The organism is Kluyvera sp. 1366 (assembly GCF_054823405.1).
In genome coordinates, this window is sequence record NZ_JBTRDW010000005.1 from 269,543 (window position 1) to 281,903 (window position 12,361).

Genomic DNA, 12,361 nt, shown 5'->3' on the forward strand with positions numbered 1-12,361 from the left:
CTTATGCCGGAACGGTTGTTTAACGCTCGAAAAACGCGAGCATGTTTTCTGCCATTACCCACAGGGCGCGATTGAGCTTCACATCGCCATCAATACCGGTAACAGCACGGGTGCGGCTGCTTTTCCCCTGAGCGGTTCGCCCTGACAATCCACCTTTCATCAGGTTCTCCTGCACGCGCTGGTATACGGTCCACAGGTCATCGCTGTAGTCCTCCCGACGACGCGGAGTCAGCAACTGCGATACCGTGACCGGCTGGTGCTCCTCACCAAATCGATACTTCAGTGCGGCATTTGCCAGCGCGTGACGGGCCGGGACTGGTAACGCCAGCGACTGCATTGCATCGCGTTTCTCATCCACCCGGTCAAAGACCCCGAGCACTTCGTAAGCCCCTTCAATCACCTTCTCGACGACATTGCCTTTATGCGGTACCCGCACTTCCCCGAATGACTGGCCGCAGACCAGGCCGTTGGTACAGACGCCTCGAAACAGCCCCGGCAGCATCTGGTAGCTTGATGAACCGTCATGGCTATTGAGAAGAATGATTTCCGGCACCTGATGTCCGGTCAGTTGACCGGCGCGACGCAGTCGAAGCATGTGCTTGGTGTGCTCCCGCTTGCTCTGGTCGCGAACTTTTGTCTGGCAGGCAAAGAACGGCTCAAAGCCTTCACGCTGCAGGCTTTCGAGGATGGTGATGGTCGGGATGTAGGTGTACCTGTCTGAACGAGATTCATGCTTGTCAGTCCCGAACACGCTGGGCACATGACTCATCAGCTCTTCGTGGGTCAGAGGCCGATCACGGCGTATCTGGTTTATACGGCCAAAGCGGCTGGCTAATCGCATAGCTAACTCCTTATCTGATAATCAAATAAAAACAAAAAAGGCCATGTTCCCGAAGGAGCATGGCCTGTCGCTATCTGGTGTTGGTGCGTAGCGGGCTGGAGAGGTCTGAAATGTGAATAATTAATCGCTGTAGTGTGTGGTCCGACACTCACTGAGGTCAGACAGTTCTTTTTGCGTATTCTTCAGACCCGGACTGAAGGTGCCGACTTTTTTATCGTTGACGTAAACATCAAAATTCGCAGCCTGGCTCAGGGCGTCAATAAATGATACCCAGGCGTTATCGCCATTCCTCCAGCCGAGGGATGAAGGTAACGGATACTGGCTGCTATCCATGACGACCGTTATTTCCGTCCCGTCGTCATGAGAACTTACTGATGTCCCATCAGGCAGGTTGAGATTAACGCCGTGTTGCAGAATATTCTGCGCATCCGGATTGCCAGTACAATTCAGATTAAACACCACCTTCTCCGGGCTGGTAATGATATATTCGGTCACGCCCATCCCAAAACCACTCGTCCACATATTGGGAATAGCCTGTGCTGTTGATACAGAAGCCAGCATAGCTAATGTAAATATTACGTAAGGCAGTCGCATAATGTTGTCCTCAAATCATGTAATAAAGCTTTTGTTGTTTAAAACAATAAAGTAACGAAAAAACAGTTGGATTATTTTATTTGTTTGTAGCGAAACGCTTCTTTCCCGGCATAAATCCCGACGAGATCGTCATAACGAGGGTCCTTTTTATTCGGGCGGAACGTTACTTTCATATCGGGACTGCACATATCCTTCATGGTGAGATTGAATTCTTTACCTGGCGTAATGGTATACCCTGTTGCCACATAGTCTTTACTGGGAGTGATCCACCCCCATATTCCCCCCGGACAATCTCTGGAAGGTTTCGAGCGAACAACAATAAACCATCCCATTGAATCTACTTCCGTCGCTGTACACAGTTTTCTGACCTGTCGGTGGGCATCACACCAGAATATATTCCCACTCTTATTATTCACTGCCGCAGGTAGGAACCCGCTATAAGGACGTGCTGCGTGAGCATTACCTGCGATAAGTAAGGGAAACAATATAACTGGCAGTAAAGACAATAATTTCAATTTTTTCATTAGATTAACCTTACATTTAATTATGGAGACTATCTCTAATCAGTTTGTCCGGATTGCCCCCGACTTTCTGAGGGAGAAAATGAATTCAGCGACTGCTGAATAAAACGGAAATGAGGTAAGGCAGAGATAAAATGCTTATCCTCCGACAACTGATGGAGAAGCTCACTGCGAATAAATGTTTCCCGGGATGGCCTTACCAGATGAATCTCATCCAGCCGGAAGACACGTAATTGCCTGTTATGTTCAGCGACCAGATACCAGTAACCGTCCAGAGCGATTAGCCGGTAAGGTGCAACGGCCTCATGACGCTCCCCTTCAGTCAGAATGGTGATGCGCTGACATCCCGAAATAGCTCTGACCAGCCTGTAGAAGGAGAGCTTTCCTGCCGGGGGATGAGGTCTGTCCTGATGCCATACCAGACAGGGTCGATCATCACAATCCAGCAGGCTGCTGACCAGTCGCCGGTCAAAGCCCGGGAAAACCCCGGCCAGCCCCGTGCGGTGAGCAAAGGTCAGAATATCTATTTCCTGCCGCGTACTGTGAATATCCGAGCGCAGACTGCACTGCCCCTGGTAATAATCCAGGTCGAGATACATCAGACGTTCCCGAAAGTCACGACGTAACGTGCGCTCTGACACCCCGAATTCAGTTGCCAGTTTGCGAATAAACAGAGTTTCACCGGACACCAGGCGGCTGATAATCAACGACAACCTGACGGCAAGCCGGTCATGTCGCCGCTCCTGAAGCGTCATGAAAAATTTCTCCTGAGAAGTTAACTCTCTGAATTAATAATGATTACTTTAAAGGAAGGGGTGGACAGGGTATGGACAACATCGGAACTATTTTTTATGAGCAGCCCGGCCTTGTGAGCGCTCGTCTGACAGATAATGATGCTTCTCCTGATTTAGTTGATGACAAAACGCAATGGAAAGGACGTGTCCACAATCAACACATCATTAACAACAAGTTCATCATTCGCAGAGAAAATTGCGATATCAGAAGAATATCCAGTCCCAGACGGCCCGTGCGACCGACACCACCGCATCACGCACGCTACGAATCACCGTTTTCAGTGGTACAGACAGGAACGAAGATGATTCTGCGGTATCGAAAACCCGGCTCACAGCCTCACCGAAACTGTCACGGGCCTGCGACTTTACCGGCTCTGTGCAGAGTCTCCCGCGCAGTTGTGTCACCACCGGGCTGGTGGCGCGGTCAGGCAGACAACGCATCATGGTTGCCACCATCTCCTCAATGCCCCATCCAGTGCTGGCGGACACCACACAGACCGGATGACTGGGGCGAAACATCGCAGTAATGGCATCCTTTTTCTCCTTTAGGTTTGCCTTTTGCTGTGATGAAGGTGTGCTGGTACGAGTATCCCATTCGTGGCAGGGTTCGATTTTGTCGGCCTGATTCAGCACGAACAGCACCTGCTGCCGGTAAGGTTGCATCACACCGTGCCAGAACTGCTCGTCCACCGACAGCGCCCGGTCGTCGGCCTTGATGACCCACAGCACCAGGTCTAACTTCGGCAGCATACGCCGGTACAGGGCGCGGTATTCATGGTCTCGTTGCCCGTTTTCTCCCACACCCGGTAAATCAACAATCACCAGACTGTGACGACCACTGCGCAGCCGGAAGCGCAGTACATCACGGGTGCAGGCGTTCACATCGCTAACGGGGGAGACCTCGCCCCGGAAGAGTTCATTACAGAGCGAGGATTTACCGGCACCACTTTTGCCCATGATGCCAATCACCGGCTCGTAGTGGGTGAGGTTCTTAATACGTTCAAGAATGAGCTGGCGAAGCGTATCGGGAAGCGACGTCAGCGGTTGTTCAAGGGCCTGAAGGCCATGAGGTTTAGTCATACAGGGTTCTCAGCGTGAAAAACAAAAAATCCCCGCGCTCCGGTAAAGGAGGCGGGGGATTCACGGAGATAATATCTGTCTGAAATCTGTTAGAATAAACCTGTTGTCTATTTAAATTTACTGAGTGCCGTTTTAATTGCATGCTCAATAGCCGAGTCTCTTGATACACCTTTGCATGTGCAGTAATCAGCTAAAATATCGCGTGATTTTTGAGTTATATTTACATTCAGAGCTATCAGGTTTAGTTCAACTTTCTTCTTGTTTCTGTTTTTCTGGGTTGCCCACGCGCCCTTAAATTTCCTGTCAAACAACTCAACTGAATCAGGTAAGTGCAGGTTGTTTTTTCTCCAAATGAAATAACTGGTATAACACCAGGCCATGACTTCTTCTGGAGACTCACCGCAAATTCGATTTAAACCTATTGATGTATTATTTTTAAGATAATCTTTCAGCCATGAACCAACATCTACTTTACTTGATCTTACATCTCTGAATAAATCATGACCATCCAGAAGGTTAGCCCATTCAATGCCTCTGTCTTTGATGAAATCATTTTGTGTGGTGAAAAATAAAGGCCAGTCATTAATACATCTACGCATGGCATCAACTCTTACATTATGGCTTGGCTGTAATAATTCCGGTGATAAAAAATCGGCATTATGCTCAACTTTATTTTTCTTCAGCTCCTCATAGAGTTCACAAACCAGCCATAAGCTCGCCCGTGGATCATTTCGATACCACTCTGTATCACTTTCAGATGGAAACATCCCTGAATAAAGGCGATCTGTTTCAGAAAGAAAGGCGTTAATATTATTTTCGGGTGTGTTAATACTCCGAAGATAAATAGTGACTTTTTGCTGATATGAACGATAGTCGTTTTCACTTGCCCCGGCAGGAGGATGATAAAAATTCTTATCTAATGCCTCCCGTAGTCGTTTCTCCAGATGCTGTATCCTACTCCGGTCATTGCCCGTTAACTTAACCATACTACCCCCATCCATAAATCACTACGTGATTTAACGTAAATTAAAGAAGTTTTAGCATGGTTTCAGTACGAATTTCAATCCATTTCACGTACATGAACTCGGGGGAAATAGGATTTTTTTGATGTGAATTACATTGTCTTTTTGTCTATGTTAATAGGGTGGTGGTCACTTTTTTATGTCACTGCGTTCACTGTCAATGCTGAGAATCGTGTTCACCAGAGACTACTCCTGACGCTTTGCGCATCTGGCTGGGCTCCCCCCTTCTTTATGATTAATTTACAACAGCCGTTGATCCCCGGCAATGATTCATTTCCAGGCGATAAAAGCATTAATAATGCGTCGACTTCCCGGTAAATAAATACCTATGTGAATACGGGGAGCAGATCAAAGGTCAATGTACCTCGCTTTTTTTACGTATCAGCCCGGTAGATATGTCGGAGCAGTGGTCGTTATCAAACATCACTAATCCGGCTGACCTTTCTTAACCGGAGATACAAATCATGACTACCCGCCCTTTACTGACCGAAGACCAGTTCGTTGACATGGCATTTATCACTAGTCTGCTGCAAATGACAGATAAGTGGATTTATAAGCTCATTAAGGACGGAATCTTTCCCAAACCAATCAAGCTGGGGCGAAGCTCCCGATGGTTAAAAAGCGAAGTCGAAAACTGGCTACAGGAGCGAATCGACCAGTCCCGTAAATAACCTCCCGCCAGACTAACCCCTCAGCAGAATAATAACTATCCGGTTGCTCCGGAGGTTTTCTGCTGTTTGTCATTTAAGCCAGAAGGAATATGAACTATGAAAGATTACAAGCCTCGTTATGAAGATCTTTATAAATATTATCAGGTCTGGTTGACCGATTTTACGAAGCTGACGGTCAGATCGGGTATGTGTCACCAGAATATCTACCACCATCATACCCTGACGGTTGGCAGCCTTAAGTTTCCGGGAGAGGAAGAGGTTATTGCTATTGTTCCCCAGTGCCTGCACCGGATTATTTATGGCAGAGCAGCAACCCCACTGACTGTAAATGATGACCTGAGCGTCAGTTTATTTACCCTAGAACACTTGCTGGCTCACCATCCCATGCTGGAGGGGATTTTGCTGTCTGAGTGCGTGCGGTTAAAACAGCATCCTCTGGCAAATAAACTCATCAGTTTGTTTCGGCAGTTCAGCGGTAGCGAGCTGCGTCTGAAGCTGGTCTGGCTATGCTGGTACGATTTGATGCTGGGTAATTGCCTTGATGACTGGACCGACAACCTTAGGTTCAAAAAAGACAAGGAGATGGATATCTGGATCAATGACCGGCAGGCTGAAAACCCTGCGCTGCCAGTCTGATGGACGAGTATGTCTGCTTTGCATGGCGGACGACAGCGGAACCACTGAATTAGGCTTCATCCATAGTCATGCAAGGAATTTGAGGGTTATTGGGGAGTGAAAATTAATTTAGGTTAATTAATATAATTAATAGGCACTCCCTTTTTACAACCATTCCTCAATCCATGCAGTTCCCCCAGCCATGGTCCTTCCTGAAGGCCTGATGCTTTCCACCAACTGGTCCTCGCCAGCACTAAAGAAATTCATCCTATGCAAAACAAACAACGATGGGAGCCAGACTGGTTTCTACAGTCACTCCTGAACAACCATATCGACAAACTGGTAGAGCGCTATTCCTGCCTGCGGGCACTCCGAACAGATCTGTTTTACCAGGATCATACCGCTAAGTTTTTCCTGCGGGATCACCGGCAGCTCGAAAGGGATGTCAGAAAGCTGATGAACCGTATGGTGCAACTCGAAGTAGTAGTCGGTTTCTTCTGGGTTATCGAATGGACAGAAGACCATCACTACCATGCCCATGTCGTGTTCTGGCTGGATGGTAGTAAAACTCAGAATACCTATTCCTGGGCACAGCAAGCCGGTTTGTACTGGAGTGATATCACTAACAGGGAAGGCTGGTATCACCGATGTGAGTTTAAAGAGCATTACGAGGCTAATATTAACATTCCGGTACGTTACAGCGATCCGGACAGTATCACCAACATCCGACAGGTACTGGCGTATATGACCAAAATTCAGCAAAAGCATGGCCTGCTACTCTACGGCTGCAACGAGGTCCCTGCACGCCCATTAACCGGGAGACCCCGTAGCAGCCAGTCACTCTGACTTTTTTACGTCAGTACCTCATAGTGTGAAAACTAACAGACAGTAATGACATCCAGCACAGACTTAGCCCTCTTCTGATATTTCTTAACTGACCTGCCATTCACATCCAACCACACTGCTCGTACCGGGACGGCTGACCCCTGCGTGTCGTCTGGCGGTAAGGAACAATACTATGTACACCAAATCCTTTCTCGCTCTCGACGGTAACGGTGGTCTGAACGATGCACGTAAGGAGCCAGAATCTGGAGCTGCATATCATGCGGCTCTGGACTCATCCTTTAGGTGGGCTCACAGCATGAAGTGCCGTGGTTTGAGCACGACAAGCAAGCAGCTTTGAACTACGCATACCGGGAACCAGAGGTAAAAGTAAATTCGAAGGACAAGAAACTGAAGACCATGTTGTTCTCACCAGCGGTAGTGGATTTGGTGAAATCGGCCACTGGCGCATCATAAGGAAAAAGAACTTTGCCGATGTGAAAATCCCAGATGCCCCCAAACCGAAACGGTGCTGTGAGCACTGGGAGAAACGCACTGAAGTGAACACCTCAGCGCTAATAGCGACGAGTTGCAGGTCGCCAGCCCCTTCAAAACACAGACTATGCTTAACAAATCGGTCATCAACAATGACAAACGCGTTAATGCAGCAGCCGCTATCCAATATCTGTCGTATTTTCTTTACCAAAAGACTCTTTTTTTCTGGGAAATTTGCCGCCAACCCTGCAGTCTGGGCAAACTTTTACGACGGGGTTATTCAGCAGAATACCGTCGTCAACATGCCACTGCCAGAACTTATCGCCGGGCCTCGCAGCCGCTAATTTGAAATTTATGGCGCAACAAGACGCCAGCTGGAATCAGGTCTTATCAATTTTGTACAAAGTTTGTAGACTCTTGAAAGTAGGATTCTTTTTACATAAGCAATCCTGTGTGTGGGCCCTTTCCCCTTACTTTTTATTTCTGTTATGACTTACTGGCAACGAATTTAGACCATGGCCTGTCCCATTGATTAATTCGTCGTGCTAACAGCTATATGTAATCTTGAGAGCGGGTCAAGAAGTCTGATTACTGATATAAAGAGTGTTAAGCAAATATCTAAAGAATGATCATATCTAGCGTGAATTTAGATTAAACATATGCAAGGAACACTGGGAAGATGGCTACTATTCATTTAATAGCAGGTACTGAAGGGGCAAAACGCAATGTTGTTCTGATACACGGTCTGGGTGGCCATTACCGTAAAACCTGGACTGCCGGAATGGATAAACGTCAGTTCTGGCCTGAATGGTTACAGCAGGATGATCCGGATCTGCGAATCTGGGCTGTCGAATATGAAACCAGTCTCCTAACCTGGTTGCAACCCGACATTGGCTTGAAGGATCGGGCTCAGAACATATTTAAATTGCTACTTCTGCAGAATGACATCACTCGCGGAGAAGTTATTTTCATCGGTCACAGTCAGGGCGGATTGCTGATTAAACAAATAATCCGGCTTGCCTGTGACCGAAAGGATGAGCCTGAGGTCAGCGTACTGCTGAATAGTATCACCGCCGTTGCCTTTCTTGGTACCCCCCATCAGGGTTCTGATGTCTCGAGTTTAGGTAATTCCTTACCCGCAAGATTGCTGGCATTTGCCTGCCTCGGAGGACGACCGTCAGCCATGACGGCCTATCTTTACCGTAACAACCCCGATTTGCGCGAACTCAACGTCTGGTATCGCAACTGGGACCGCACCTTTACCGGTAAGCGTCTGGTCCTCGGCGAAAGCCGAAAATTATACGGGCTTGCTAAGATTGTCAAACCAGACAGTGCCGACCCGGGAATCCAAGCAGAGATGGTTATGGTCGATGCTGATCATAACGGGATCTGCAAACCTGATTCGAGGCAGAATGAGGTGTATCAGCATGTGCTGAACTTTGTTAAGTCGGCGAAAATCACCCCACAGCACTTCTGGCTAATGAAGCATTTTGGCAGTCAGGTCAGTGGCTGGCGCGGATACCAGAACTGGTCAGGCGCTACGCAAGACGTTGACGGACGTTATATTATTGATGATAAGGTCAAGTTCAGCGATGCGAGTATCGATGCTGGCAGGAAAATCACGGCTGAAGAGATGCTGGACTCGATCAGACAAAAGCTCGCTGTGCCCGGTGCGGTACTCCGCTTGGTCGGACTGTCTGGGGTCGGGAAGACCCGCTTTGTACAGGCCCTCTTTGAAACAAACATCGGTCGGGCAGCTCTCTCCCCCGACACTGTTTTTTATACCGATGCCGGAGGCCAAGCGTTTCCAGCTCCAGATGTTCTACTGGAAAAACTCAAATCCACGGCACAGGAGGCGGTGGTTGTCGTCGACAACTGTGCCCCGGCCTTGCATAACTCACTGAACAGTGTGTTAAACGCCGATCCTGGGCCTGCGCGTTCCCGTCTTCTGACCGTGGAGTATGATGTTCGGGATGATATTCCTGATAACACCGATGTTATCTCGATGGAGGCCGGCTCCGGAGAACTGATTGAGGCCTTAATATCTGGCTATTTCCCTGACATCAGCCAGGCTAGTCGAAGTACCATTGCAGAATTCTCGGGAGGGAATGCCCGTGTTGCACTGGCGCTAGCTGCCACCATCGGCCGGGGAGAGAATATTTCCAGACTGAGGAGCAGCGAGCTGTTCAGCAGGCTCTTTAATCAGCGGCACGATACTAGCCCGGAGTTGATGCAAGCTGGTTCACTTCTCTCGATAGTGTATTCATTCCGCTTTGCTAACGGGGACGGATACAGTGAAGAACTGACCGATCTGGCCTGCATTGCCCACCTTCATCATGACAGACTTTATGCCTGCGCGCGTGAAATTCAACGGCGGGGACTGGCTCAAGTTAGGGGAGACTGGATGGCCATTCTTCCGCACCCCATTGCAAACGGACTCGCACAGCGAGCACTGGAAGACATTCCAGCCACACAGATCCTATCGGTTCTGGCCCCTGATAAAAATGAACGTCTGTTCAGATCGTTTACACGTCGGCTGGGTTATCTTTCGGATTCCCAGGAAGCGGCAGCCATGGCTGGTAAGATGCTGGCTTCTGACGGCATATTTGACAGGATGCTCGCCCAAGGAAAGGACCACTACACTGAAACCTTTTCCCTGATTGCCAATGTCGCCCCGGTAGCCCAAGAGCAAACACTGGAGTTTATTACACGAACAGGTGACCTGGAGCCAGACGGCTGGTTCTTTACGCGTGACAACCTGGCATTTACCGTGATTACTCGTCTGTTACGCTCCCTGGCTTATGAGGCTCGCTATTTTGAGCAGTGTGTCTGGCTGCTGTGCCGCTTTGCCGAAAATGAGAAGACAAACAAAAACAATGCCTCCAGTACCGACCTTCTGTGCACCCTGTTTCATATCCATCTGTCCGGCACCCATGCACCGTTAGCAATGCGTCTTAACATCATCGAAACACTGCTTCTCGAGCAACGCACGGGTCTGGCATTGCGTCTGTTAAATAGTCTGCTGAAAACATCGCATTTTACCTCATTTCAGGGCTTCGACTTTGGGGCTCAGGTTCGTGACTTTGGATATCTTCCTCAGACGAGGAGCGACTACGAGGGCTGGTTCTGCAGGGTACTGGACTTTCTCATCGCTACCTATACCAGGCATCCGGAGCTATCCCGCGATACGTGCGGGATAGTGCATAGCTGGTTCAGATCGTTATGGAAAATCAAACCCGCACAGCCCCTACTTGTCACGTTGATTAAAATGCTCGTCGGCACGCCGGGTGATGAGGCATTGTGGACGACCATCAAACAGGCCATTCATTTCGACGCCGAGAAACAGACCGAAGCAGAACGGGAGACTCTGCAGCTGCTCGAACAACTGACCCGGCCGGACACCCTAGCACAGAAACTCAACATCTTTATTTTTTCACAACAACAGAGTTTTTATGGCCTCGGGGAAAAGGATGTGGACGGGGAAAATCACACTTCCGGATATGACGTTGCTCTAAGAGAGGCAGCCACCCTCGGCAGGAACGTTGCATCCTGCTCGCCAGACCTTAGGGACAGCATTATCTGCCGTGCCTTGCTTGAGGACAGCGAGTATAGACAAATGATGGAATTTTCGACTGCGCTGGGCGAAGAGATTTCAGACCCTCATGATTTCTGCAAGAAACTTAACCCCCAGGTAGCCCGGCTAGGCGCAGATAATATTAAAAATGTGTTTCTCTGTGGTGCGTTAAGGGGAGTTTATCGCCAGGCTCCCGCACTCTGTCATGCCGTTCTGGATGCTTGGATGCACATGCCTGAGATGGAGAAGCACTTTGCAGTAATACAGGCGCACATACCGATGGATGCAAACAGCATTGAGCGAGTTATGCGCCATCTTGAGGACCCGGGAAAAGATGTGAGTGGCTACCGAATATTAACCAGTGGCATGCGGCATGCCATGATCCCCGACAGTTCACTCATCGAACTCCTACAACTGATGTGGTGCCATCACAATGGCCCTTCCACTGCGTTCGATATCCTTTCGATGCGAGTTCATGATGACGGTCGCGACGGCTATGTCTGCAGTGAGCCTCTGCTTGAGCTCGCGCGTGGGTGGATCTGCGCCATCATCTATGGGCATCCGGTACCGACCAGAGATATTCCCACAGATAACATCTCTGCGATCGCGAAACGTGCATTTCAGGCGTGTTCTGCTGAGCAGGCGCGCGACCTGCTGGCAGCCATTGTCCGGTCATCAGAACGCTATACTCTGCATGATTATGACTTTACCGAGGTACTCGGCCTCATCTGTCACTACCAACCGCAAGTTATTCTTGACCGCTTATGTCCTGCACCCGGCGTCATTGATGAAGCCTTCCATGACGTTGTTTCACAGCGGTCTTACAGCAAAGCCCAGCCTCTGACGGTACTGCCACTGGCAGTCACAATGGCTTGGTGTCAGCAGGATCCTCGGACCCGCTATCCATGCCTGGCAACACTGATTTCTCCGTATGAAAAATCCGGAGAGCATCTCGTGTGGACCGCCCTGGCCAACGCCCTGATTGCAGGAGCTCCTTCACCCGAACCGGTGCTATCGGGCTTGGTGCATAATGTCTCTGCAGATGACGACTTAGGCTCCAGAGCAGTCTGTGCAGAGGATAAATTGGCATTACTCGCTGAGCTTCGCAACAGCGGAAATCCGGAGCTTGCGCTTGCAGCCTCGCGGATAATGGGCGAAGTGCAAGAACGGTTCGACAGAGACCAACAGAGGAGCGCGAGACTAAACAGAAGGGATAGTGAACGGTTCGAATATTAATGCAGAATAGCTCCCCTCACTATGAAGTATGCTTTACATCATAAAGCCCGCAATGTGGGCTGTTTTGGTGAAAGTAATTTTCGGCTTATTGGACGC

At 49.2% G+C, this 12,361-nt stretch carries 10 protein-coding genes and 1 pseudogene; 5 read left to right on the forward strand and 6 right to left on the reverse strand.

Annotated elements, in window-relative coordinates:
• Nucleotides 1–19: 19 nt before the first annotated feature.
• The 6 genes from ACVLVH_RS13070 to ACVLVH_RS13095 form a co-directional block, all read right to left on the reverse strand.
• Nucleotides 20–841 carry a DUF932 domain-containing protein gene (locus ACVLVH_RS13070; RefSeq protein WP_021554939.1) on the reverse strand — a complete coding sequence of 274 codons (822 nt, stop codon included), beginning with the start codon at nucleotides 839–841 and terminating at the stop codon, nucleotides 20–22.
• A 120-nt stretch (nucleotides 842–961) separates the two neighbouring features.
• The gene (locus ACVLVH_RS13075; protein WP_021554938.1) at nucleotides 962–1,435 is read right to left on the reverse strand and encodes a YfjT/YkfB family phage-associated protein; all 474 of its coding nucleotides are present in this window, start codon (nucleotides 1,433–1,435) and stop codon (nucleotides 962–964) included.
• Between the two features lie 71 nt (nucleotides 1,436–1,506).
• Complete coding sequence (locus tag ACVLVH_RS13080; protein ID WP_099543518.1) at nucleotides 1,507–1,959, reverse strand: hypothetical protein; 453 nt, start codon at nucleotides 1,957–1,959, stop codon at nucleotides 1,507–1,509.
• A gap of 35 nt (nucleotides 1,960–1,994) precedes the next feature.
• Nucleotides 1,995–2,711 (reverse strand): helix-turn-helix transcriptional regulator, encoded by a 717-nt coding sequence (locus tag ACVLVH_RS13085; RefSeq protein WP_021571976.1) that lies wholly within the window; start codon nucleotides 2,709–2,711, stop codon nucleotides 1,995–1,997.
• Nucleotides 2,712–2,954: 243 nt separating this feature from the next.
• Nucleotides 2,955–3,830, reverse strand: a complete 876-nt coding sequence (locus ACVLVH_RS13090) for a GTPase family protein (RefSeq protein ID WP_498949505.1) — start codon at nucleotides 3,828–3,830, stop codon at nucleotides 2,955–2,957.
• Nucleotides 3,831–3,937: 107 nt separating this feature from the next.
• Nucleotides 3,938–4,816 (reverse strand): hypothetical protein, encoded by an 879-nt coding sequence (locus ACVLVH_RS13095; protein ID WP_021554934.1) that lies wholly within the window; start codon nucleotides 4,814–4,816, stop codon nucleotides 3,938–3,940.
• 500 nt (nucleotides 4,817–5,316) lie between these two features.
• On the opposite strand from ACVLVH_RS13095, the gene ACVLVH_RS13100 reads away from it, so the two are divergent.
• From ACVLVH_RS13100 to ACVLVH_RS13120, 5 genes and pseudogenes are all read left to right on the forward strand, one after another.
• A complete protein-coding gene (locus ACVLVH_RS13100; RefSeq protein WP_099543515.1) occupies nucleotides 5,317–5,523 on the forward strand; it encodes a helix-turn-helix transcriptional regulator in 207 nt (68 codons plus the stop codon).
• 96 nt (nucleotides 5,524–5,619) lie between these two features.
• Nucleotides 5,620–6,212, forward strand: a pseudogene (locus ACVLVH_RS13105) (hypothetical protein).
• Nucleotides 6,213–6,408: 196 nt separating this feature from the next.
• Nucleotides 6,409–6,984, forward strand: coding sequence for a YagK/YfjJ domain-containing protein (locus tag ACVLVH_RS13110; protein ID WP_038981694.1), 576 nt, complete (start codon nucleotides 6,409–6,411; stop codon nucleotides 6,982–6,984).
• Between the two features lie 623 nt (nucleotides 6,985–7,607).
• Nucleotides 7,608–7,799: a hypothetical protein gene (locus tag ACVLVH_RS13115; protein WP_498949506.1), complete on the forward strand. Its 192-nt coding sequence runs from the start codon at nucleotides 7,608–7,610 to the stop codon at nucleotides 7,797–7,799.
• Nucleotides 7,800–8,134: 335 nt separating this feature from the next.
• The gene (locus ACVLVH_RS13120) at nucleotides 8,135–12,265 is read left to right on the forward strand and encodes an esterase/lipase family protein (protein WP_038981692.1); all 4,131 of its coding nucleotides are present in this window, start codon (nucleotides 8,135–8,137) and stop codon (nucleotides 12,263–12,265) included.
• Nucleotides 12,266–12,361 lie beyond the last annotated feature (96 nt).

Coding starts and splice junctions, on each gene's coding strand:
- ACVLVH_RS13095 (WP_021554934.1), bottom strand. CDS start 4,816: ATGGTTAAGTTAACGGGCAATGACCGGAGTAGGATACAGCATCTGGAG.
- ACVLVH_RS13115 (WP_498949506.1), top strand. CDS start 7,608: ATGACAAACGCGTTAATGCAGCAGCCGCTATCCAATATCTGTCGTATT.
- ACVLVH_RS13085 (WP_021571976.1), bottom strand. CDS start 2,711: ATGACGCTTCAGGAGCGGCGACATGACCGGCTTGCCGTCAGGTTGTCG.
- ACVLVH_RS13100 (WP_099543515.1), top strand. CDS start 5,317: ATGACTACCCGCCCTTTACTGACCGAAGACCAGTTCGTTGACATGGCA.
- ACVLVH_RS13110 (WP_038981694.1), top strand. CDS start 6,409: ATGCAAAACAAACAACGATGGGAGCCAGACTGGTTTCTACAGTCACTC.
- ACVLVH_RS13080 (WP_099543518.1), bottom strand. CDS start 1,959: ATGAAAAAATTGAAATTATTGTCTTTACTGCCAGTTATATTGTTTCCC.
- ACVLVH_RS13120 (WP_038981692.1), top strand. CDS start 8,135: ATGGCTACTATTCATTTAATAGCAGGTACTGAAGGGGCAAAACGCAAT.
- ACVLVH_RS13070 (WP_021554939.1), bottom strand. CDS start 841: ATGCGATTAGCCAGCCGCTTTGGCCGTATAAACCAGATACGCCGTGAT.
- ACVLVH_RS13075 (WP_021554938.1), bottom strand. CDS start 1,435: ATGCGACTGCCTTACGTAATATTTACATTAGCTATGCTGGCTTCTGTA.
- ACVLVH_RS13090 (WP_498949505.1), bottom strand. CDS start 3,830: ATGACTAAACCTCATGGCCTTCAGGCCCTTGAACAACCGCTGACGTCG.